Consider the following 25284-nt stretch of genomic DNA (forward strand, 5'->3'; position numbering starts at 1 on the left):
CACAGCTTTGCGATTATGGTCTGCGCAGAAAGTCATTTCAGCTGAAAAGGTAAGCGTGCCTGCTGCGCTTATATTCACTTCTGAATCACGCTTCTGTATTCCGCATAACGCCTGATGTCCTTTCTGAATCCGCAATTAAACCTGTTCAGCGCTGTTCTTACTCTTTTACCGGAATAAGAACGGCCGATGAAGGATGTAAGTAATTCACTGAATTACTTGCGATAGCAAGCGGTATCTGATGATACCGGGCGTGCCAGTAACGCTCATAAACTTATATCTGCGCGGGATCCCGATAACATGAACAATATTTCTATCACGCCCAAAGGTGGGACGATTGCTAACGAAGTGAGCGGTACTCAGGTTACGCTGAACGCACCCAGTGTGGTTAAACTTAACCTGAATCAGGCTGACATTAAGGCTTTCACACGCAATGGTAATGATTTAGTCGTAACCACTAAATCAGGTGAAACACTTGTTATTCATGATTTTTACAGCGCCAATGGCGACAGCGATCTGGTCCTGCAGGACGATCGCGGTGCGCTCTGGTGGGTTGAAGATCCCGGCACAGAGGGCTTTCAGTATGTGTCGATCGACAGCACTGAAGGCCTGCTGGCAGAAAACGTAACGGATAATGGCACGATTGCCGCATTCGGTATTGGCGGCGCGGCTCTGGCCGGTATCGGGGCGCTGTTTGCGACCGGTGGCGGTGGCGGTGGCGGTGGCGATGACGATACGGGTAATTCCGGCGGCGGCACTAATCCCGGTAACGGAGGCAACAATCCTGGCGGCGGCGATCCCGGCAACGGTGGCGGCAATCCTGGTAACGGCGACACCACCGCACCCGATCCGGCCGGAAATATCGTGGTCAGCGACAATGTCGGCAGCAGCCAGGGGCCGTTACTCAACGGGCAAACCACCGATGACAATACGCCAACGCTGACCGGTACGGCGGAAGCGGGAGCCGTGGTTAAAGTGTATGACGGTTCCGTTCTGCTTGGCAGCGTCACGGCGGGAGCAGACGGGCGCTGGAGCTTTACCACACCGGCACTGAATAACGGCAGCCACACGCTGAGCGTGACGGTCACCGATGCGGCAGGCAATGTTAGTCCCGCCACCAGCGGATTCGTGATCAATGTCGCCGCCGGCATCGCACCTACCAGCAGCACGCTGGAAATCACCGATGACAGCAGCCCTGCGCTGCGTACGCTGCCGGACGGGTCCAGCACGCGTGACACCACCCCAACCCTGAGCGGGCTGGCGGGCGCCAATGAGCTGGTTACGCTCTATAACGGCACTACCGTACTTGGCAGCACGCTTGCCGACGCAAGCGGGCAGTGGAGTTTTACGCCTGCAGCGCTGCCGGATGGCAGCTACGCCTTCCGCGCGGTAGCCACCGATGCCGCCGGAAATAGCACATCATCCGTCACGCTGACCATTACTATTGATACGGTGCCGCCAGCCGTCGCCAGCGATCTGCTGCTCAGCAGCGACAGCAGCGGCCCGCTCGCGCCAATTGCCACGAATGGCGTGACCCGTGATACCACGCCGGTGTTAAGCGGCAGCGCTGAACCAGGCAGCGTCATCACCGTACGTGACGGCACGACGGTACTGGGCAGCGCTATCGCAGACAGCGACGGGCGCTGGAGTTTTACCACCCCGGTGCTGAGTGAAGGCAGCCATACTCTGACTACTACCGTGACGGATGCGGCAGGCAATACCGGCCCCGCTTCCGCTCCGCTGCAGCTGACGGTTGATACCACGGCTCCGGAGGCGATAACCGATCTGCGGGTCTTTGACGACGCGGGCGACAGCCAGGTTGAGCTGCCGCAAAACGCCACTACTGATGACAATACGCCCGTGCTGAGCGGCAGCGGGGAGCCGGGCGCCTCGGTCAGCATCTACGATGGTGACGTACTGCTTGGTGTGGCCCTGGTTGACGTTAACGGCAGCTGGCAGTTTACCACCCCTGCGCTCAGCAACGGCGCGCACAGCTTCACCGTTATCAGCACTGACGCGGCCGGTAACATTGGTCCGGCCAGCACACCTTTCACGCTTAACGTCCAGGCGGATCTGCCGCCAGCGACCGCGCCGCTGGAAGCGGTAAGCACCGGTGATAATACGCTGCAGCCGCTGACCGACGGCGCGACCACGCGCAGCGAGGAGTTAACGCTAAGCGGCGTCAGCACGCCGGGCAACCTGATTACACTCTTTGACGGAAACACTGAAATCGGCAGCGTTGTCGCCGATAGCAACGGCCAGTGGTCGTTTGCCCTGCGCGGTCTGTTCCAGGGGCTGCACAGTTTCTACCTGCGTACTACCGATGGCGCAGGCAACGTCACGCAAAGCGCGCCGCTGAATATCACCGTCGACAGCGTGGCACCGGCAGCGGCTGATGCGCTGACGCTAACCGGCAGTGACGGCAGCACCGTAGTCAATATCGCGCCGGAGAGCACCGTTAACGATGCCCGGCCGGTGCTGAGCGGCACGGCGGAACCGGGTGCGCTGGTGACGATTCGCGATGGCGACACCGTGCTGGGCAGCGTGACCACCAACAGCGACGGCAGCTGGCGCTTTACCACGCCGCAGCTGGGTGAGGGCAGCCACAGCCTGACCACCACCGTAACCGATCTGGCTGGCAACAGCAGCCCCGCCTCTGCGCCACTCACGTTTACCGTGGATACAGTCGCACCAGCGGCGGTCAGCAATCTGCAGGTCACTGATAACGCAGGCGGTAGTACCGGCCCGCTGACTTCAGGCCAGCTCACCGATGACAACACGCCGACGCTGAGCGGCACGGCCGAAGCGGGCAGCGTGGTGCGCATTTATGACGGCGACGTGCTGCTGGGCAGCGCCGTTGTGGATAGCAACGGCAGCTGGAGCCTGACGCTGCCGGCGCTGAGCAACGGTCAGCATAACATTACCACCACCGTGACCGACGCTGCAGGGAACGTCAGCCCGGCGTCACCGGCGTTTACGCTGGCGATTGATGCCGGCAGCGTGCCGGCAACCAGCTCACTGGAGGTAACAGATGACAGCGGCAGCACGCTGGTTACGCTGGCAGATAACGACAGCACCGGCGATAACACCCCGGTGCTGAGCGGCGTCGCCACCGCTGGCGACGTGGTCAGACTCTATAGCGGTACTACGCTACTGGGCAGCGTCGTCGCAGACGGTGACGGCCAGTGGCGCTTTACGCCTGCCGCGTTAGCCGACGGCCCCTATGCGTTCCGGGCGGTTGCCACCAGCGCAGCGGGGGCGGAGAGCTCCTCATCGGTTATCAATATCACCATCGATACCAGCGTGCCCGCCGCGCCGTCCGGTGTTCAGCTCAGCAATGAAAATGGCGATCCGGTTACGCCAGGCAGCAGCACCAGTCTCACTACGCCGACGCTGAGCGGCACCGCGGAGCCTGGCTCCACGGTGACCGTCCGCGACGGTGATACGGTGCTTGGCACCGCCACCACGGATGCTCAGGGCAACTGGAGCTATACCACGCCGCCGCTCAGCGATGGCGAACACGCGCTGACCAGCACGGTCACCGATGCGGCCGGTAATACCGGCCCCGCCTCTGACCCGGTGGCGGTCACGGTAGATACGCAGCCACCGGCCGCCGCCAGCGGTCTGCAGCTGAATAACCAGGAGGGTAACGCGCTGCCGGCGGGCGGTGCCACGAATGAAACCACGCCGACCCTCAGCGGCAGCGCCGAGCCGGGCAGCATCATCACCGTTTCTGATAATGGCGACGTTCTGGGCAGTACCGTGGCGGGCGGCGACGGCAGCTGGAGCTTTACGCCGCCGCAGCCGCTGGATGAAGGCGCGCACGCGCTTACCACCACCGTAACCGATACGGCGGGCAACACCGGGCCGGCCAGTGCCCCGGTCAGCGTGGTGATCGACACTACTGCACCCGCGATCGCCAGCGATCTGCTGCTGAGCAACGGGCAAAACGGTAACGAAATCACCGGCATCACTAACAGCACTAAGCCGGTACTCAGCGGAAGCGCTGAGCCAGGCAGTACCGTCACCGTTTCTGATAACGGTAACGTGCTGGGCAGCACCACCGCCGGTAGCGACGGCAGCTGGAGCTTTACCTCACCGGTACTGCAGCCGGGTGAACATAGCCTGACCACGGTTGTCACCGATCCGGCTGGCAACAGCGGGGCAGCGTCCACGGCAGTGGTGTTTACCATCGATACGACTGCGCCAGCGGCACCCGCTGCTCTGCAGGCGGCTAACGATGAAGGTACTGCGCCGGTTCCGGTTAACAACGGTCTGACGAATGACGCCACGCCGCTGCTGAGCGGCAGCGGCGTGGCCGCAGGCAGCGTGGTGACAATTTCAGATGGGGATGAGGTACTGGGCTCCGTTACCGTGGGAGAGGGGGGAAGCTGGAGTTTTGCCCCAGACGAACCGCTGGCAGACGGTGAGCACAGCCTGACGGCCGTCACCACCTCACCGGCAGGGAACAGCAGTGCGCCTTCTGCACCGCTGGTGCTGACCATTGATACTACGCCGCCCGTTGCGGCAGGCGGCCTGCAGCTGAGTAACGATCAAAACGGTAACGCCATCAACGCCGGCGGCGTAACTAACGACACCTCGCCGGCGCTGAGCGGCAGCGCTGAGCCAGGCAGCACGGTCAGCGTCTATGATAACGGCACGCTGCTGGGCAGCGTCAGCGCTGACGGCACCGGAGCGTGGCGCTTTACGCCGGAAACGCCGCTGGCAGCCGGACCGCACAGCCTGACTACTACGGTCACGGATGCGGCGGGTAACCGCGGCGATGAGTCTGAACCGCTTAACTTTACGGTTGAAACCACGCCGCCGCCTGTGGCGGACGATCTGGTGCTGAGTAATGACAGCAGCGGCACGCTGGTGACGGTCACCAACGGGACTACCAGTGATACTACCCCGGTGCTGAGCGGCACGGCGGCTGCGGGCAGCACGGTAACGGTACTTGACGGCACCACGGTGCTGGGCAGCGTGGTCGTGGATGACGGCGGTACATGGCGCTTTACGCCAGAGTCGCCGCTGAGCGAGGGTCCGCACAGCCTGACGGCTACGGTAACCAGCCCGGCGGGTAACGTCAGCGAGCCTTCTGCTGCGCTGGTGTTTACCGTTGATACTATTCCGCCAGCGGCGGCAGGCGAGCTGCAGCTCAGTAACAACGACGGCGAAACGCCATTGCCGGTTGATAACGGCGTGACCAACACGACGTCGCCGGTGCTGAGCGGCAGCGCCGAACCGGGTGCGCTGATCACCGTTTCCAATGGCGACACGGTGCTGGGCAGCGTAACCGCAGATACAGACGGCAACTGGAGCTTCACGCCAGAGGCACCGCTGCCTGAGGGCGATTACAGCCTGACCACTACCGTTACCGATCCGGCGGGCAACGTCAGCGCGCCATCGGCACCGCTGAATTTCACCATTGATACAACGGCACCCGAAGCTGCAGAGGCTTTGCAGGTCAGCAATGAGGCGGGCGGCGTGGCGCGCCCTGTCGATGAGGCCGGTGCGACTAATACCACCTTGCCGGTGGTAAGCGGCACGGCGGAAGCGGGCAGCATCGTGACCGTCTATAACAACGGCGAAGTACTGGGCAGCGTCACTGCAGGCAGTGACGGCGGCTGGCGCTTTACGCCGGATGCGCCGCTGGCTGAGGGCGATTACAGCCTGACCACGCGAGTGACTGACGCCGCCGGTAACACCGGCGCGGCCTCCTCTGCATATAACTTCACCATCGATACCACAGCCCCTGGCGCCGTAGTCGACCTGACCGCGAGGGATGACAATAACGCACCGATCACCGGCGTCACCAACGACGCCACACCGGTGCTGAGCGGCAGCGCTGAGGCAGGTAGCCTGGTAACGCTCTATGACGGAACAGCCGCTATCGGCTCTGTCCGGGCAGACGCAGACGGGGCCTGGCGCTTTAGCGACACGGTCCTGACCGATGGCGCACATACCTTACGGGCCACCGCGACCGACGCCGCAGGCAACGTCAGCGCTACAGGCAACTCTGTGACCCTGACGGTGGATACCAGCGTGCCGGCTGCACCTGCTTTCTCCGTCACTTCCGGCGAAGGCGTGCCGGTTGCCAGTAACGGCTACACCAGCGACAGTACGCCGCAGCTCAGCGGTACGGCCGCCGCCGGCAGTCTCATCACTATTTATAATGACGGCACGGCTATCGGCAGCGTGGTAGCCGGTGGGGATGGCGGCTGGCAGTATACGCCCGCAGCCCTGGATGATGGCAGCTATGCGCTGAGCATTACGGAGACGACGCCGGCGGGCAACGTCAGTCCGGCCTCGGCCGTAACCACGATTAACGTGGATACGCAGGCACCGGAAGCAGCGCAGAACGTGCTGGTTAACAACAATGAAGGCAGTACGCTGGTGCCGATCAACAGCGGTGACGTGACCAACGACGCGACGCCGCAGCTGATCGGTTCAGCCGAGCCGGGCAGCGTGGTGCTGATCTATGACGGCGCTACGCAAATCGGTTCGGTTACCGTGAACAGCAGCGGCAGCTGGCAGTTCACGACTGGCGCGCTTACGCAGGGCGAGCATAACCTGAGCACCGTTGTCAGCGACGCAGCCGGGAACACCAGCCCCGCTTCGCCCACAATCACCTTTACCGTGGATACGGTCGCACCGGCTGCGGCCACTGAGATCGCGCTGGTGAACAACAATGGCGCTACGCCGCAGGCGATTACATCCGGCTCCACCACCGGTGACAACACGCCTGAGTTCTCCGGTCGCGCAGAGCCTGGCAGCACCATCGTTGTATCTGATGGCAATCTGATCCTCGGTACCACCACGACCGATGCACAGGGTAACTGGAGCTTCTCGCCGATCCTCAGCGACGGCCCGCACAGCCTGAGCGTGACGGTCACCGACGCCGCCGGTAACAGCAGCGCGCCGGGTGCGCCGATCGCCTTTACCGTGGACACCACGGCGCCTTCCGCCGTTACGCAGCTGACGCTGAGTAATGATAACGGCACTGCGCCGGTAGCCGTTCCCAACGGGGGCCTCACTAATGATGGCACGCCGCTGTTCAGCGGTCGCGGGGATGCGGGCAGCATTATTACCCTTACCGATCAGAGCGGTACGCTGCTGGGTTCCACCACGGTAAACGGACAGGGAAGCTGGAGCTTTACGCCTGCCACCGCGCTGGCGGACGGCAGCTACACCTTTACCGCCACGGCATCTGACACGCTTGGTAACGTCAGCGCACCGGTGACTTTCAGTGCGATCGTTGATACCACGCCGCCGGCGGTGGCAGCGAACATCGCGCTGACGAACAACGACGGCACCACGCCGGTGGCTATCGCCAGCGGCAGCATCACCACGGATAATACGCCGTTCCTCAGCGGCACCGCAGAGCCGGGCAGCGTGGTAACGATTCTGGACGGAACCGCAATACTGGCCAGCGTGACCACCGGCAGTAACGGACAGTGGAGCTATCAGCTGCCGCAGCTGGACGATGGCAGCTACAGCCTCACCACCACGGTGACCGATACGGCCGGTAACACCGGTCCGGCTTCTGCTCCTGTCGCCTTTACCGTGGACGCCACGCTGCCGGATGCCACATCGCTGGTGGTCAGTAACGACAACGGTACGACACCGCAGCCTCTGACAAACGGCGCGCTGACCACGGACAATACGCCACTGCTGAGCGGCACCGCGGAACCCGACAGCCTGATTACGCTGTATGACGGCGGAGTGGTGATTGGCTCGGTGACGGCGGACGGCGACGGCAGCTGGAGCTTCAGCTCACCGGTACTGACCGACGGCCAGCACACGCTGAGCGCCACGGTCACCGATGAAGTGGGCAACGTCAGCGCACCGTCCGGTGCGCTGACCATCAATATTGATGCCACTGCGCCGCAGCCGGCAGGCGATCTGCTGCTGCAGAATGATATACAAGCGACGCCGGTAACCATCAATAGCAACAGCGTAACTCCTGATGCGACGCCGCTCATCAGCGGTACCGCAGAGGCAGGAGCGACCATTATTGTGTATGACGGTGCGCAGGAGGTTGGCAGAACCACCGCCGATCCTCAGGGGGCCTGGAGCCTCAACACCAGCGTGCTGGCTGAGGGGGCGCACACCCTGACGGTGACCGCCACCGATGTAGCGGGCAACGTCAGCGAGGTGGCGTCGACGGTCAGCTTTACGGTCGATACCAGTACGCCAGCCGCGGTGCTGAGCTTTGATATCTACAACAACGCCAGCACCACGCCGGTGCTGGTGGCGAACAACGGCTTCGCCAGTGACAGCACGCCGGTGCTGCGCGGAACCGGCGTCGCCGGCACGGTAGTGAATATCATTCAGGATGGAGCCATCGTTGGCACCACAACCGTGGGTGAGAATGGCGTCTGGCGTTATGAATCCGCAGCGCTGGACGATGCAACCTATGCCTTCAGCGTCTCGGTCAGCAACGCGGCGGGCACCGCCGGCCCGGTTACCGGCCCGATTACCATCACTATCGACACGGTGGCACCGGAGGCAATTGACGATCTGCTTGTTACCGACAGCGTCGGCGGCGCTGAAGGTCCGCTGACGTCAGGCGCGATCACTGATGATAATCTCCCGGCCTTCAGCGGCACGGCGGAGGCGGGCAGCACGATAACGGTCTATGACGACAACGTGCTGCTGGGAACGGCCACCGCTGACGAAAACGGCAGCTGGAGCTTTACGCCAGACGCTGCGCTGTCAAACCGCGAGCATAGCTTTACGTTCACCGTGACCGATGCGGCGGGTAACGTCAGCCCGGCTACTGACGCCTTCACGCTGACCGTTGAAGCCAATCTGCCACCGGTCGACAGCACGCTGCAGATCACCGATAACAGCGGCAGCACGCTGGTAACGGTAGCAGACGGGGCCGATATCCGTGACAACACGCCGGTCCTGCAGGGAACGGGCCCGGCAAATGGCACTGTAACCATTTCTGATAACGGTACAGTGCTGGCTACTCTGCCGATAGACGCGAACGGACAGTGGAGCTATACGCCAGATCCGGTACTGGATGAGGGCGCGCACGCGATTTCTGTCGTCAGCACGGATGAAACCGGCAATCCTGGCGATCCGTCAGCGGTGATTAATTTCATTGTCGATACCGTCGTGCCCGACGTCGTCACCGATCTTGCGGCGGCCAATAACAACGGTGCCACGCCGGTGCCGGTAACGGATAACGGCGTGACTAACGACAGTACGCCACAGCTCAGCGGCACGGCGGAAGCGGGCGGGCTGGTGACCATCTACGATGGCAATACGGTAATCGCTTCGGTCACTGCTGACGGCGACGGCGCATGGAGCACCACGCTGCCGCTGCTGAGCCAGGGCGCGCACGCGCTTAGTGTGACAGTGACCGATGCGGCGGGCAACGTCAGCGATCGCTCCGGCGCGCTGAACATCACGGTCGATACGGTAGCCCCTGCGGCCGGCACGGTGAACGTCACCGCGGGTGATTCGGATACGCCGCTCACCAGCGGGGCAACCATTAACGACAGTACGCCAGCGCTGAGCGGCACCACGGAGGCAAACGCCACGGTCAGCGTGTATGACGGCACCACGCTGCTCGGTACCGCTATCGCCAGCGGCGTGGGCGCCTGGAGCTTTACCCCTGCCGCGCTGGGCGAGGGCAGTCACGCCCTGAGCGTGCGCGTCACCGATGCGGCCGGTAATACCGGTATCGCCTCTGCCGTCACCACGGTAGTGGTGGATACCGTGGCACCGGCGGCCATCTCCGGCCTGACGGCGGTCAACAACAACGGCAGCACGCCGCTGACTATCGCGGCTGGCAGCACCACCAGCGACAACACGCCGCAGCTGAGCGGCACCGCTGAGGCGGGCAGCATCGTTACCGTGCGGGACGGCACCACCGTGCTCGGCTCGGTAACCGCCGGCACCAACGGCGCGTGGAGCTTTACCACCGCCGCGCTGGCGGATGGTCCGCACACGCTGAGCGTGAGTGCCGCCGATGCGGCGGGCAACGTCAGCCCGGTGAGCGATATCAGCTTTACCGTGCTGACCGCAGCGGTCGCCCCGGTCACGGCACTGACGGTAACGGATAACGCCGGCGCGATTCAGGGGCCGCTGACCAGCGGTACGCCGACTGACGATACCACGCCAACGCTCTCCGGCAGCGCCGCGGCAAACAGCGTGGTGGTGATCAGTGAAGGCACTACGGTGCTGGGATCGGTGCTGGCAAACGGCGACGGAGCCTGGAGCTTCACCCCTGCCGCGCTGAGCGAAGGTACGCATCCGCTCAGCGTCACGGTACGCGATGCGGCGGGCAGCAGCAGCGATCCGGTGAACTTTACCGTAGTAGTGGATACCACTGCGCCAGCCACCTCAACGCTGGTGGTGACCAACGATGTGACCAGCGCAACCATCCCGGCGGGTGGCTACAGCAGCGATGCGACGCCGACCTTAAGCGGCGTGGCGGAAGCGAACGCCATTGTCACGGTACGCGACGGTAACGCGGTGCTGGGCTCGGTGACCGCTGATGCGGAAGGACGCTGGAGCTATGTCAGCACTACGCTGAACCAGGGACTGCATACCCTGAGCGTCACCGCCACCGATGTGGCGGGCAACGTCAGCGGCGCGACCAGCACCACGCTGATTGTGGATAGCGTGGCGCCGGTCGCCGTGAGCGGCCTGAACGCGGCTAACAACAACGGCAGCGCGCTGGTGGCAATTGCCGCCGGCGGCACCACCAGCGATGCCACTCCGCTGCTCAGGGGCACGGCAGAGGCGGGCAGCGTGGTGACGATCCGCGACGGCGACACCGTTCTCGGATCGGTAACGGCGGGCAGCGGCGGCGCGTGGAGTTTTGTCACGCCGGCGCTGGCAGAGGGGGCACACACCTTTAACGTTACCGCCAGCGATGCGGCCGGTAACGTCAGCCCGAATGCGACGCTGACGCTGACGGTCGATACCACTCCGCCAGCCGCAGTAAGCAATCTGGTGGTCACCGATGACGCCGCGCCGAACACCGGTCCTCTGACTAACGGCGCCGTGACCAACGACACCACGCCGGTGCTGAGCGGTACGGCAGAGGCGGGGGGCGTGGTCACCGTCTATGACGGCACTGCAGTACTGGGTTCCGCTGTGGCCGACGGCAGCGGCGCGTGGAGCTTTACGTCGCCCGCGCTGAATAATGGTCCGCATGCGCTGAGCGTCACGGTGCGTGATGCGGCAGGCAACGTCAGCGCGGCGTCGCCCACGGTCGCAATCACCGTGGACACCGTAGCGCCGGCTGCGCCAACGCTGGTCGTGACCAACGACGTGGCGAACACTACGGTGGCGAACGGCGCAGCAAGCGGCGACAGCACGCCAACCCTGAGCGGCAGCGCCGAGGCCAATAGCCTGGTGATTATCCGCGACGGCACCACGCTACTCGGTTCAGTCACCGCCAGCGGTACCGGCAGCTGGAGCTTTACCCCTGCTACAGCGCTCGCTGAGGGATCGCATACCTTCAGCATCACCGCCACCGATGCGGCAGGCAACGTCAGCAGCAGCGTCAGCTCAACGGCGATCATTGATACCGTTGCGCCAGGTGCGGTTACCGGTCTGGCTGCCGCCAACAACAACGGCAGTACGGCGATCGCGATTCCCAATAATAGCGTGACCAGTGACAGCACGCCGCTGCTGACCGGATCCGGTGAGGCGGGCGCACGCGTAACTATCCTTGACGGCAATGTTGCGCTGGGCACGGCGATTGTCAGCAGTAACGGCAGCTGGAGCTTTGTCAGCCCGGTGCTGAGTGAAGGCAGCCACACCCTGAACGTGACCCAGACCGACGCCGCCGGAAACGTCAGTCCGCCAGCCAGCATCACGCTGACGGTGGATACGGTGGCGCCGGCAGCGGTCAGTAACCTGACGATCACGGACGATGTGGCGCCGGTGACCGGACCGCTGGCAAATGGCGCAGTCACCAATGACGCGACGCCAACGCTGAGCGGGACGGCGGAGGCGAGCGCGGTCGTCACGGTGTATGACGGCAGCACGGTGCTGGGATCGGTGGTGGCAGGCAGCGACGGCGCATGGAGCTTTACGCCAGCTGCGCTGAGCAACGGCGTGCATTCGCTGAGCACGACGGTACGTGACGCCGCGGGCAACGTCAGCCCGGCGACGCCGGCGGTGTCGATTACCGTTGATACCGTGGCCCCCGCTGCGCCAACGCTGGTGGTCACCAACGACATTAACAACACCACGGTGGTAAATGGCGGCGCGACGCGCGACAGCACGCCAACCCTGAGCGGCACGGCCGAGGCAAACAGTCTGGTGATTGTGCGCGACGGCACCACTGTCCTGGGGTCGGTGACCGCCAGCAGCAGCGGCAGCTGGAGCTTCACGCCGGGAACAGCCCTCTCCGAGGGATCGCACACCTTCAGCATCACCGCCACTGATGCCGCGGGTAACGTCAGCAGCAGCATCAGTTCGACGGCGATTATCGACACCACGGTGCCGGTTGCCGTAACCGGCCTGACCCTGGCTAATAACAATGGCAGTACGGCGATCGCTATCCCCAACAACGGCGTGACCAATGACAGCACGCCGCTGCTGAGCGGATCGGGCGAGGCGGGTGCACGCGTCAGCGTTTACGACGGCACTACGCTACTGGGAACTGCGACCGTCGGCGGCAGCGGCAGCTGGAGCTTCATCACGCCAGCGCTGGGTAATGGTCCCCATACGCTCAACGTGACGCAGACCGACGCGGCGGGTAACGTCAGCCCGCAGGCTTCGGTCACGCTGCGGGTTGACACCGTAGCGCCGGTGGCCAGCACGCTCACCATTACGGATGATGCGGGCAGCGCGCCGGTAACGCTGACCAGCGGTGCCTTTACGCGCGATACCACGCCGACGCTGAGCGGTACGGCAGAAGCGGGCGCGCTGGTGACCATTTTTGACGGCACGACCGCACTGGGTTCCGTCACGGTGGGTACGGGCGGCAGCTGGAGCTTTACCACCGCGGCGCTGAGCAACGGGGCGCATACCCTGAGCACCACGGTGACTGATCCGGCAGGTAACGTCAGCAGCACCAACGTAGCGACCACCATCACCGTTGACACGGTTCCACCGGCGGCGGTATCCGGATTGCTGATCAACAGCGCCGGCACCAGCGTCACCGGCAGCGGCGAGGTCGGCGCAACGGTGACGGTCCGCGACGCCAGCGGCGTCACGCTCGGCACCACCACGGTGGGCAGCGGCGGCAGCTGGTCAGTGGCGCTGAGCACTGCGCAGACTACCGGTGCCACGCTCTCGGTGACGCAGAGCGACAGAGCGGGCAACGTTTCGCCATCGGCGTCGCTGCTGGGAGCCATCCGCGTTGTGGCGACCAACGATGTTAGCGAGGTTGATTACGGCACCACGCAGGCCACCATCAATAACGGCACCGTGAACTCTTCGCACACGGCGCTGCTTACCCTGGGGGTCGGCTCGCTACTGGGCGCCAGCGTGCTCAATAACGGTAACGCCTATATCTTCAATGTGGGTCAGGACGATTTCCGCACGGTAACGCTCTACGGCTCAGTAAACAGTATCGGCGTGGCGGCTAACTACTCGCTAAACCTCTACACGCAGCTGAGTAACGGCTCCTGGCAGCTGGTGAGTTCGCAGAGCAACTACATCAGCTCTCTGCTCTCAATCGGAACGATTCGCGGCGGTAACGTCACCTACAGCAATCTGAGTACCGGTAACTACGCGGTAGTGGTCGGCGCGAATACCAACCTCAGCGTACTGCCCACCACTACCGTGAGCACGGTGTCAGACTACACCACGCTGGCGGTGACCACGGCGGCCACCGTCACCGGTAATCTGCTGGCGAACGACACCAGTTCGATAGCCGGTACGGTACCGGCCGGTGTGGCGGTTACAACGGCGGGCGGCGCAACGGTTGCTGGCACGGGTAATACGGTGATCAACAGCAGCTACGGTACGCTGACCCTGGATGCGCGAGGCAACTATACCTATGCGCTGAAAGCGGGACTGAATATCGACACGCTGCCGGCGACGGATACCTTTACCTATTCAGTGCGGGACGCCAGCGGCACGGTAACCTCCGCCACGCTGACGGTAACGCTGCATAACGGCCCGGCGGCCACGCTGTTTGCCGCCACCAGTCTGCTGGCGGAAAGCAGCAGCGCTGAGCATGACGCGAGCGGCAGCATCTGGGCTGACAGCGCCGGCACGCACAGCGGAACCTTAACCATCACTAATGCTCTGGGGGCAGAAACCACGGTGGGAGCGGCCGGTATGACGCAGGTAGCCGGTGAGTTCGGCGTGCTGCAGGTCAGCGCCAGCGGAAGCTACACCTACTCACTCAATGCGGATGTTAACGTCCAGAACATTACGCATAAGGAGGTATTCAGTTACACCCTGGCGGGCCGGGACGGCACCCTGACCAGCCACAGCTTCACCATTGAGCTGCACCCGACCATTAACGGAACCGGCGGTAACGATACGCTGACCAGCAGCGCCTACGATGACACCATCACCGCTGGCGCCGGCGCAGATACGCTGGTTTACCATCTGCTGGATCGCGCTGACGCCACCGGCGGCAACGGCCACGACACCTGGACCGACTTTAACGTCGCCCAGGGAGACAAGATTGATATCAGTGAACTGCTGATCGGCTGGAATGATTCCACAAGTAATATTAATGATTTCGTGAAAGTGGACCATACTTCTGATGGCAGCACCGTGCTTTCAATCGATCGTGACGGTAGCGGGACGGGCTACAGCACTACGCAGCTGATCACGCTGGAAGGCGTTAACGTGTCACTGGAGGAGCTGCTGCAGCAACCGCACCAAAACCACACGGCATAGTGGTGTGTGACGCAGGGAAGCATCACGGGCACAGGAGGTGCCCTTTCTCTATTCTGACTGGTGGATAATCGATGGATCTGATGCAATCCGGCGCACCTTTTCGCCGTTCCTCTCTGCCCGCCGCAGTAAGCGCGGGCTTTCTGTTGTTTTACAGTGCGCATCTTAGTGCCGCCAGTGAGACGCTGATACGCGCTGGATCTATTACGCAAAGCGAGCTGGTTCAGCAGCAGGAGCTGCCGTCGCTCGCGGGCGAAGTCGCCGAACCGGCGCTAAGCCGCGTGCCGGACACCCTGACAATTGAGCAGGCGGTGCAGCGTGCGGTGCAGTGGCATCCTGATATCGCGCAGGCGATTGGCACCATGCTGGAGCAGGCGAATCAGGTCGATGTGGCAAAAGCAAAATATTATCCGCAAATCAGTGCGGGCATGAACAATGGCTATAGCAACAGTTACAGCGGCAGCGGCTTCAGCCCCTCATTTGTGCTGTCGGTGTCGCAGATGCTTTATGACTTTGGCAAAGTCAGCAGCTCGGTGCGCTCTGCCGAGGCGGGCGTGGCGCAGGAGCAGGCAAACGTGCTGGTGAGTATCGATAGCGTGGCGCACGATACCGCAGCGGCACTGGTTCAGGTGCAGGGCTATCAGCAGCTGGTAAAGATTGCCCGCGATCAGCTCAGCGCCCTGAGCCGGATTGGCGTACTGGCGCGGCAGCGTAATGAGGAGGGCGCGGCCTCGCTCTCCGACGCGACCCAGACCGATGCGCGTATTGAAGGCGCGCGCACCACCCTGACGCAGTATCAGGCGAGCCTTAACCGCTGGCGCGCAACCTTAGCCACCTATCTGGGCTGGCCGCTGGTAAAGCAGGTCAGCGACCAGTTTCCCGCAACGCTGACCCGCGGCTGCGCCAGTGGCAAAGCGGATGACAAAACCAATCCGGCGGTGCTGGCCGCGTGGGCGCAGGCTAATCAGGCGCAGGCCAAACTTGATAACGCCAGCGCGCAGAACCTGCCGACTATCTCGCTGGAACCGCAGGTTACCCACTATCTCAACGATCGCTACGCCGGCAGTCAGTCGCTGGACCGCACGCAGTACTCTGCCTTTGTCAAAGTCGAGATGCCGCTTTATCAGGGCGGCGGGATCACCGCCGCGCGCGACGCTGCCGCCAGCGCGCTGCAGGCGGCAAACGCAGCGGTAAATTCCGCACGGCTGAAGGCGCGTCAGCAGCTGAGCGAATCGCAGAATGAGGCGCTCAGCCTGTCGCAGAGTCTGGCGATCATGGGGCGCCAGCAGGCGCTGGGCGAGAAAACCCGCCAGCTCTATCAGGATCAGTATCTGCAGCTTGGCACGCGCCCGCTGCTGGACGTACTGAATGCCGAACAGGAGGTGTGGCAGACCCGCTTTACGCTACAGCAGACCGTAAGCCAGCTGCGATCGCTGCAGCTCGACTGCCTCTACAGCACCGGACAGATCCGTTCAGCCTTTACGCTTAATAACCAGCGCATCCAGACCGTGGAGATTCAGCCATGACCCAATTACCGATTCCGGACGCGCCTGAGGGCCAGTCCGCCAGCGGCGGCGAGCTGCCGCTTAACGGCTGGGCCACGGCCATTATTCAGATCGCCACCCACTACCGGCTGCCCTGTTCGCCGGGCATGATCATGGCGGCAGCGGAGTGGCAGGGCAAACAGACGCGCGATAAAGCGCTGCGCCATCTGGCACGTCAGGCGGGGCTGTCGCTGCAGCTGTTTGCAGAGGAGAGCCGGGAGATCACGCGCTGGCGCCTGCCGCTGGCAGTAGAGCTGGATGATGGCCAGGTCGGCGTGGTGACGGCGTTTGATGGTGATGACCGCGTTCGGGTGCACTTTTCCGGCGATGAACAGCCGACGCCGGTGATGCTCACCGATCTGCTGCCCGCCCTCCGCGTGGTGGCCGCGCTGCGACCGGTGGCGGCGGCGAAAGATAGCCGGGTCGATCGCTATCTCGCCACCGTTCGCCCCGACTGGCTGCGGCGGCTGGTGCTGCACGATCTGCGTCCCTACGGCTATGTGATGCTGGCGTCCTTCTTGATCAATCTGCTGGCGCTGGTAGGGATTGTGTTTTCGATGCAGGTCTATGACCGGGTGATCCCGGCGCAATCTTATCCCACGCTCTATGTCCTCTATGCTGGCGTGATCATTTCGGTGGTATTTACCTATATTCTGCGCGTGGGCCGCGATCACGTCACCGATCTGCTGGGCAAGCGCGCCGATATGCGCGTCTCCGATCGGGTGTTTGGTCATGCGCTGCGGCTGCGCAACAGCGTGGTGCCGCGCTCTACCGGCACTTTTATCTCCCAGTTGCGTGAACTGGAGGCGATCCGGGAAATGGTGACCTCAACCACCGTGACGGCGATTGTCGATATGCCATTTTTCCTGCTGTTTCTGCTGGTTATGGCGATTATCGCGCCACAGCTGGCGTGGATCGCCCCGGTGGCGGTGCTGCTGATGGTGTTGCCGGGCCTGCTCAGCCAGAAAAAACTGGCGAAGCTGGCGCAGCAGGCGCTGAAAGAGTCCACGCTGCGTAACGCAGTGCTGGTGGAGAGCGTACAGGGGCTGGAGGATATCAAGCTGATGCAGGCGGAAGATCGCTTTCTGCAACAGTGGAACAGTTATATCCGTATTACTGCGCAGTCAGGCGTGGCGATGCGTAAGGTGATGCACTCGCTCATTAGCTGGGGTGTAACGGTGCAGGGGCTGGTTTACGCCAGCGTCATTGTGGTGGGCGCGCCGATGGTGATCAACGGCGATATCACCACCGGGGCGATTGTCGCGGCGTCGCTGCTCTCCTCGCGCATGATTGCGCCGATGGCAACGCTGTGCGGCGTACTGGCGCGCTGGCAGCAGGTCAGGGCGGCGAAAACCAGCCTCGACGGCCTGATGAATCTGCCGGTAGAGAACAGCAGCGATGAGACGCGTATTCACTGTCCGGTGCTGTTTGGCCACTATCAGTTCACCGACGCCATGTTTCGCTACTACAGCGACTCGCTGACCATGGCGCTGCGCATTAAATCCCTGACCATTCAGCCTGGGGAGCGTATTGCGGTGCTGGGCCGCAACGGCTCCGGTAAATCCACGCTACTGCAGGCGATGGCGGGCGGCATGGATCTGGTGAGCGGTGAGCTGCGGCTTGATAACCTCAGCCTGCCGCACATTGACGTGGCCGACGTGCGGCGCAACGTCGGGCTGCTGACGCAAAACGCGCGTCTGTTTCACGGTACGCTGCGTGAAAACCTGACGCTCGGCGCGGCGCACGCTACCGACGACGCCATCTTCTCTGCGCTGACGGTGAGCGGCGGAGCGGAATTTATTCGCCGCCTGCCGCTGGGGCTGGATCACCCGATCATGGAGGGGGGCACCGGCCTCTCCGGCGGGCAGCGGCAGTCGCTGCTGCTGGCGCGCATGCTGCTGCGCGATCCTAATATCGTGCTGCTGGATGAACCCACCGCCGCGCTCGACGACCATACGGAGAAAGAGTTTATTGAGCGCCTCGGCGCATGGCTGAACGGCCGCACGCTGATCGTGGCGACGCATCGCGCCGCGATTCTGTCGCTGGTGGATCGGATACTGGTGCTGAAAGAGGGGCAGCTGGTTATGGACAGTCCGAAAGAGAAAGCGCTGCCGCCAGCGCGCAGCGGCGGAAATCTGCCGGAGGTGAACGCATGAAGCAGCTGCCGGCAAAACTGCGGCTGGTCACGGCTGCTGAAACAGACGCGTCAGACGATCTGCTGGGCGAACTGAAATCGGAAACGCACTACAGCGGGGCGGTGCGGCTGATTGTTATCAGCGCCGCGCTGATGCTGGTCGCGCTGATCTGGGCGTGGTTTGGCGTGCTGGATGAAGTCTCAACCGGGACCGGCAAGGTGATCCCCAGCTCGCGCGAGCAGGTGCTGCAGTCGCTGGAGGGCGGTATTCTGACGGAGCTGTACGTGCATGAGGGCGATCAGGTGCAGGCGGGTGAGGTGGTGGCGCGTCTCGATCCGACCCGTTCCCAGTCAAGCGTGGGTGAGAGCGCGGCACGCTATCGCGCCGCGCTGGCGGCGGCGTCACGCCTGCGGGCAGAGGTTAACGACACCCGGCTGACCTTTCCGGATGAGCTCAGAGGCTGGCCCGATCTGATCGCGGCAGAAACCCGTCTCTATAATACTAAACGGGCACAGCTCAACGACGCGACGAAGCAGTTTAACGCGTCGCTGGCGCTGGCTAACCGCGAGCTGGCGATTACGCAGCGGCTGGCAAAGAGCGGGGCTGCCAGCAATGTGGAGGTGCTGCGCCTGCAGCGTGAAAAATCCGATCTGGAGCTGAAGCTGACCGATATGCGTTCGCAATATTATGTCCAGGCGCGTGAAGAGCTGGCCAAAGCGAGCGCGGAAGCGGACAGCCTCGCTGAAGTGATTAAAGGACGCGAAGATACGGTGACGCGACTGACGATCCGCGCCCCGATGCGCGGCATCGTTAAAAATATTAAAGTCTCCACGGTCGGTGGCGTGGTGCCGCCTAACGGCGAGCTGATGAACATTGTCCCGCTCAACGACCGGCTGCTGGTGGAGGCGCGCCTGTCGCCGCGCGATATCGCCTTTATTCATCCGGGGCAGCGCGCGGTGGTGAAGATCTCCGCCTACGATTACGCCATCTATGGCGGTCTTAACGGCGTAGTGGAGAGCATCTCGCCGGATACCATCCAGGATGAGGTGAAACCAGAGATCTACTACTATCGGGTGTTTATCCGCACCGATAACGACTATGTGCAGAACAAAGCGGGCCGGCGCTTTTCTATCACGCCCGGCATGGTCTCCACGGTGGATATCAAAACCGGAGAGAAAACCGTGATGGATTATCTGGTCAAGCCGTTTAATAAAGCTGAAGAGGCGATGCGCGAGCGCTAAGCGGATGAGGATTGCAGGGGAGTATATTCCCGGCGATAATCACGCCATCAATCCCTTCCTCGTCGGGCTTAACGACGCGGAAGGGATTTTTTTATACCTGACCCGTAATCAGGCCGGTGCTGCCTGACGTAAAGAGGATGAATTATGTACAACACCCTGGGCAATCAGTATGACAACTCCCTGGTTTCCAACGCCTTTGGCTTCATGCGTTTTCCGCTCAACTTTCAGCCGTATGACAGCGATGCTGAGTGGGTGATCACCGGTGTGCCGTTTGACGCCGCTACGTCGGGCCGTCCGGGCAGCCGTCTGGGGCCGGGCGCGATTCGTCAGATCTCAACTAACCTGGCGTGGGAAGGGTGCCGCTGGCCGTGGGAGTTTGATCTGCGTCAGCGCCTGAATGTCGTGGACTGCGGTGACCTGGTTTACGCATTTGGCGACTCGCAGGATCTCTCAGACAAACTGCAGGCGCATGCGGAAAAACTGCTGGCCAGCGGCAAGCGCATGCTGACCTTTGGCGGTGACCACTACATTACGCTGCCGCTGCTGCGCGCCCACGCGAAGCATTTCGGCAAAATGGCGCTGGTGCATTTTGATGCGCATACCGACACCTACTCTAACGGCCCGACGTTTGACCACGGCACCATGTTTTTCACTGCGCCAAAAGAGGGGCTGATCGATCCGCAGCACTCGGTGCAGATCGGTATTCGTACTGAATATGATAAGAGTCTGGGCTTTAACGTGCTGGACGCGGCGCAGGTTAACGATCGCAGCGTGGATGATATTCTGGCGGAGGTGAAGCGCACCGTGGGCGACCTGCCGGTCTACCTGACGTTTGATATCGACTGCCTCGATCCGGCGCACGCGCCAGGCACCGGTACGCCAGTGATTGGCGGCCTGAGCAGCGACAAAGCGACCAAACTGGTGCGCGGTCTGCAGGGAATGAATATTGTCGGCATGGATCTGGTTGAGGTGGCGCCGGGTTACGATCACGCCGATCTGACCGCGCTGGCAGCGGCTACGCTGGCGCTGGATATGCTGCACGTGCAGGCAGCGAACAAAGGCTGATAGCAGCAGCCCTTCTCCCGTCGGGAGAAGGGCTGCATCAGGCGCTTATTTACCGTCTGCGGCGATACGATCGCGGATATGCTGCGCGCGCGCTTCTGAATCAGGATGGGAGTCAAACATCGAACTCTGATGCCCCTGATCCATCTTCGCCAGCTTCTCAAAGCTGGTGGCTAAACCGAGCGGATTGATGCCGCGCTTTTTCAGCAGATCATATGAGTAGTCATCTGCCTGCGACTCCTGAGTCTGCGAGAACTGCGCGTTAACCAGCTTCTCGCCGATATCGCCCAGCTGCGACTGCGACAGCGAACCAATAATACCGCCGACCGAGGCGGCAGCCCCGCGTGCGGCTTCGGTGGCAAAAGCAACCTGCATCGCTTTACGCGTGTGGCCCAGTGCGACGTGACCCATCTCATGGCCCAGCACGCCTTCCACTTCATTATCGGTCATCATATCCATCAGGCCGCTGTAAACGCGGATGCAGCCGTTGGCCATCGCCCAGGCGTTGACATCTTTGGTGACGTACACCTTGTAGTTCGCCGGCGTGCCGTTGATATTGTCGCCCAGCGCGGCAGCGATCTTATTCAGACGCTGCTGATAGCTGCTGTTTGCCGCCGCGACCTGATTCTCTTTATCCATTTGTGCACAGGACTGGTCACTCAGCTGTTTTACCTGCGCATCGCTGAGCGAATAGGCCTGATAGGCCTGCGCGCCCGACTGCAGCAGCGCGTTGTTATCAAACCCCTGACAGCCGCTCAGTAGCGCTGCCATTCCGATTGCCGTAACCGTAGCCCGGATTTTCATATCATCATCCTTTAAGTAACTCGTCGTAAAAACAGACACCTGAAAGCAGGCCAGATGTATAAACCCGATGTTTATAGCGCGCCCGTTTCGCGGTTGCTAGCAGACGCGACTTAAAATGCAATCGCAGCCATGATAATTAGCACGCGGATGCATGTACTTTTGTGCCGATTTTCATGTACATTGATGGGCGACTTCTTTCACGCTTCGCCTTATAACTGATTAATTACAATACGTTAAGCGCGGCGGAGCCTTAATCCGATCTGGAGTAGAACATGCCCTCTCGTAAAGAGCTTGCCAACGCCATTCGTGCGTTAAGTATGGACGCAGTACAGAAAGCTAAATCGGGACACCCGGGTGCCCCGATGGGCATGGCGGATATCGCTGAAGTGCTGTGGCGCGACTTCCTGAACCACAACCCGGTTAACCCGCAGTGGGCTGACCGCGACCGCTTCGTGCTCTCGAACGGGCATGGCTCTATGCTGATCTACAGCCTGCTGCACCTTGCCGGCTACGATCTGCCAATGAGCGAGCTGCAGAACTTCCGCCAGCTGCACTCTAAAACCCCAGGTCACCCGGAATATGGCTACACGCCAGGCGTGGAAACCACAACCGGCCCGCTGGGTCAGGGTATCGCCAACGCCGTGGGCTTTGCGATCGCCGAGCGCACGCTGGCCGCACAGTTCAACCGTCCGGGTCATGATATCGTAGACCACCATACCTATGTTTTCATGGGTGACGGCTGCATGATGGAAGGGATTTCGCACGAAGTCTGCTCTATTGCCGGTACGCTGAAGCTGGGCAAGCTGGTCGCGTTCTATGACGACAACGGTATCTCCATTGATGGTCACGTTGATGGCTGGTTCTCCGACGACACCGCAGCACGTTTTGAAGCCTACGGCTGGCATGTTGTGCGCGGCGTGGATGGTCACGACGCAGAAGCGATCAAACAGGCGGTGGAAGAGGCGAAGCGCGTCTCTGACAAGCCGTCACTGCTGATGTGTAAAACCGTTATCGGTTTCGGTTCACCTAACAAAGCGGGCACGCACGATTCACACGGCGCGCCGCTGGGCGACGATGAAATTGCGCTGACGCGCAAGCAGCTGGGCTGGAGCCACGCGCCGTTTGAGATCCCGGCCGATATCTATGCGCAGTGGGATGCCAGAGAGGCGGGCCAGGCGAAAGAGTCAGCGTGGAATGAGAAATTTGCAGCTTATAAGGCGGCTTTCCCGGCGCTGGCTGAAGAGTTTACACGTCGCGTTAACAATGAGCTGCCGGCTAACTGGCAGGCGGAGTCGCAGCAGTTTATTGAGCAGCTGCAGGCGAACCCGGCTAAAATCGCCAGCCGTAAAGCCTCGCAGAATGCGATTGAAGCTTTTGGCAAGCTGCTGCCGGAGTTCCTCGGTGGTTCTGCCGATCTGGCACCCAGCAATCTGACTATGTGGTCCGGTTCTAAACCGATCAATGAAGACGCAGCGGGTAACTATATCCATTACGGCGTGCGTGAGTTTGGTATGACCGCGATTGCCAACGGCCTTGCGCTGCACGGCGGTTTCCTGCCTTATACCGCGACCTTCCTGATGTTTGTTGAGTATGCCCGCAACGCAGCGCGTATGGCGGCGCTGATGAAGATCCGTCAGATCATGGTTTATACCCACGACTCTATCGGTCTGGGTGAAGATGGCCCGACGCACCAGCCGGTTGAGCAGATGGCCAGCCTGCGTACGACGCCAAACATGAGCCTGTGGCGTCCCTGTGACCAGGTTGAGTCTGCTGTCGCGTGGAAATATGCCATTGAGCGCGTCGATGGCCCGTCAGCGCTGATCTTCTCCCGCCAGAACCTGGCGCAGCAGGATCGTACCGCTGAGCAGCTGGCAAATGTAGTACGCGGTGGCTATGTGCTGAAAGATTGCAACGGCACGCCGGAACTGATCCTGATCGCTACCGGCTCTGAAGTTGAGCTGGCGGTAGCTGCCGCTGACAAACTCAGCAGCGAAGGCCGCAATGTGCGCGTGGTCTCCATGCCATCAACGGATGCGTTTGATAAGCAGGATGCCGCCTACCGTGAAGCGGTGCTGCCGAAAGCGGTTGGCGCACGCGTTGCCATTGAAGCGGGTATTGCCGATTACTGGTTTAAATATACCGGCCTGCACGGTGCGGTCGTGGGTATGACCTCATTTGGTGAATCTGCACCGGCAGAGCTGCTGTTTAAAGAGTTCGGCTTTACCGTTGAGAATGTGGTTAATACCGCAAAATCTATTCTGTAATCCGGAGTCGCCTTAAAGGGCGGGTTACCAGATCAGATATTGTGAACCACAGGGTGCGCATTGATGCGCGCCCTGTTTTATTTTCTTCGCCTTCTCCACCTGAAACGTTTCAATTATTCCTGCAGTAATCGATTAATCGCTGCATTTTTGTGACGCAGATCCAATAATCATCACCATCCTTGATCGCAATCATTCCGGTTATTCCTCGCATGCTTTATTCTGGCTGAACCGTTTCAGTTAGCAGGATATCTCTCAGCAATGCTCCAGGCGCTGCGTAAGAATTCCCTGTACAAAATGGCATGAAACGCTCAAGGTATCTGGCACATTTCAGAGGTGCAGTTGCAGGAAAAGCGATGACCATTCGTATTGCTATCAATGGCTTTGGTCGTATCGGGCGCAATGTGTTGCGTGCGCTCTATGAAACGGGACGCCGGGCGGAAATTACGGTTGTGGCGATTAACGAGCTGGCAGACGCCGCCGGTATGGCGCATCTGCTGAAGTACGATACCAGCCACGGTCGCTTCGCCTTCGACGTGCGGCAGGAGCGCGATCTGCTGTGGGTAGGGGAGGACACTATCCGCATCCTGCATCAGGCTGAGATCGGCACGCTGCCGTGGCAGCAGCTGGATGTTGATGTGGTGCTGGATTGTACCGGCGTTTACGGCAGCCGCGCCGACGGTGAGGCGCATCTGCAGGCGGGCGCCAGAAAAGTCCTGTTTTCGCATCCGGGCGGCAACGATCTGGATGCAACCGTGGTGTTCGGCGTAAACGAACAGGCTCTTAAACAAACTGACCGCATTGTGTCTAACGCATCCTGTACCACCAACTGCATTATTCCGGTGATCAAGCTGCTGGATGATGCCTTCGGGATCGAGTCTGGCACCGTGACCACGATCCACTCAGCGATGCACGATCAGCAGGTGATCGACGCCTATCACAGCGATCTGCGCCGCACCCGTGCAGCGAGCCAGTCGATCATTCCGGTCGATACGCGGCTGGCTGCCGGCATCACCCGCATTTTTCCGAAATTCAACGATCGCTTCGAAGCGATAGCGGTGCGCGTACCCACTATCAACGTGACGGCGATTGATCTGAGCGTCTCGGTACGGGCGGCGGTAAAGGCGTGTGAGGTCAATGCGCTGCTGCAAAACGCATCAGCAGGGGCATTTCGTGGTATAGTTGACTATACGGAATTACCGTTAGTCTCAGTAGATTTTAACCACGATCCGCACAGTGCCATCGTTGATGGTACGCAGACGCGGGTCAGCGGTCATCACCTGATCAAGACGCTGGTCTGGTGTGACAACGAATGGGGCTTTGCTAACCGGATGATCGATACTACGTTAGCAATGGCCGCAAGCGGTTTCAGGTAAGACGCGGATGGCGTCTGGCAAAACTTACG

The 25284-nt window shown here is 61.5% G+C and carries 8 protein-coding genes; 7 read left to right on the forward strand and 1 reads right to left on the reverse strand.

Features of this window, described 5'->3' with window-relative positions; translation table 11 throughout:
• The first annotated feature begins 297 nt into the window (after positions 1 to 297).
• The 5 genes from F3J39_RS10065 (at position 298) to speB (ending at position 20817) form a co-directional block, all read left to right on the forward strand.
• Positions 298 to 14835, forward strand: a complete 14538-nt coding sequence (locus tag F3J39_RS10065) for an Ig-like domain-containing protein (protein ID WP_166714137.1) — start codon at positions 298 to 300, stop codon at positions 14833 to 14835.
• 71 nt (positions 14836 to 14906) lie between these two features.
• The gene (locus F3J39_RS10070; RefSeq protein ID WP_166714138.1) at positions 14907 to 16358 is read left to right on the forward strand and encodes a TolC family outer membrane protein; all 1452 of its coding nucleotides are present in this window, start codon (positions 14907 to 14909) and stop codon (positions 16356 to 16358) included.
• Positions 16355 to 18532 carry a type I secretion system permease/ATPase gene (locus F3J39_RS10075; RefSeq protein ID WP_039380067.1) on the forward strand — a complete coding sequence of 726 codons (2178 nt, stop codon included), beginning with the start codon at positions 16355 to 16357 and terminating at the stop codon, positions 18530 to 18532. Before F3J39_RS10070 ends, F3J39_RS10075 begins: the two co-directional genes overlap by 4 nt.
• A complete protein-coding gene (locus F3J39_RS10080) occupies positions 18529 to 19752 on the forward strand; it encodes an HlyD family type I secretion periplasmic adaptor subunit (protein WP_104085461.1) in 1224 nt (407 codons plus the stop codon). The genes F3J39_RS10075 and F3J39_RS10080 overlap by 4 nt, the downstream gene beginning before the upstream one ends.
• A 144-nt stretch (positions 19753 to 19896) precedes the next feature.
• A complete protein-coding gene (gene speB, locus F3J39_RS10085; protein WP_094111525.1) occupies positions 19897 to 20817 on the forward strand; it encodes an agmatinase in 921 nt (306 codons plus the stop codon).
• A gap of 45 nt (positions 20818 to 20862) precedes the next feature.
• Here speB and F3J39_RS10090 read toward each other — a convergent pair whose 3' ends face one another.
• On the reverse strand, positions 20863 to 21618 hold the full coding sequence (locus tag F3J39_RS10090; RefSeq protein WP_094111524.1) for a M48 family metallopeptidase: 756 nt from the start codon (positions 21616 to 21618) through the stop codon (positions 20863 to 20865).
• A gap of 272 nt (positions 21619 to 21890) precedes the next feature.
• On the opposite strand from F3J39_RS10090, the gene tkt reads away from it, so the two are divergent.
• Complete coding sequence (tkt, locus tag F3J39_RS10095; protein WP_039380061.1) at positions 21891 to 23882, forward strand: transketolase; 1992 nt, start codon at positions 21891 to 21893, stop codon at positions 23880 to 23882.
• A 353-nt stretch (positions 23883 to 24235) separates the two neighbouring features.
• Positions 24236 to 25255 carry an erythrose-4-phosphate dehydrogenase gene (gene epd, locus F3J39_RS10100; protein ID WP_039380059.1) on the forward strand — a complete coding sequence of 340 codons (1020 nt, stop codon included), beginning with the start codon at positions 24236 to 24238 and terminating at the stop codon, positions 25253 to 25255.
• The last annotated feature ends 29 nt before the right edge of the window (positions 25256 to 25284 follow it).

Origin of the sequence: Pantoea sp. Acro-807, from assembly GCF_011752675.1 — a bacterium.
Taxonomy (GTDB): Bacteria; Pseudomonadota; Gammaproteobacteria; order Enterobacterales; family Enterobacteriaceae; genus Pantoea; species Pantoea eucrina.

Coding starts and splice junctions, on each gene's coding strand:
- epd (WP_039380059.1), top strand. CDS start 24,236: ATGACCATTCGTATTGCTATCAATGGCTTTGGTCGTATCGGGCGCAAT.
- F3J39_RS10090 (WP_094111524.1), bottom strand. CDS start 21,618: ATGAAAATCCGGGCTACGGTTACGGCAATCGGAATGGCAGCGCTACTG.
- F3J39_RS10070 (WP_166714138.1), top strand. CDS start 14,907: ATGGATCTGATGCAATCCGGCGCACCTTTTCGCCGTTCCTCTCTGCCC.
- F3J39_RS10075 (WP_039380067.1), top strand. CDS start 16,355: ATGACCCAATTACCGATTCCGGACGCGCCTGAGGGCCAGTCCGCCAGC.
- F3J39_RS10065 (WP_166714137.1), top strand. CDS start 298: ATGAACAATATTTCTATCACGCCCAAAGGTGGGACGATTGCTAACGAA.
- F3J39_RS10080 (WP_104085461.1), top strand. CDS start 18,529: ATGAAGCAGCTGCCGGCAAAACTGCGGCTGGTCACGGCTGCTGAAACA.
- speB (WP_094111525.1), top strand. CDS start 19,897: ATGTACAACACCCTGGGCAATCAGTATGACAACTCCCTGGTTTCCAAC.
- tkt (WP_039380061.1), top strand. CDS start 21,891: ATGCCCTCTCGTAAAGAGCTTGCCAACGCCATTCGTGCGTTAAGTATG.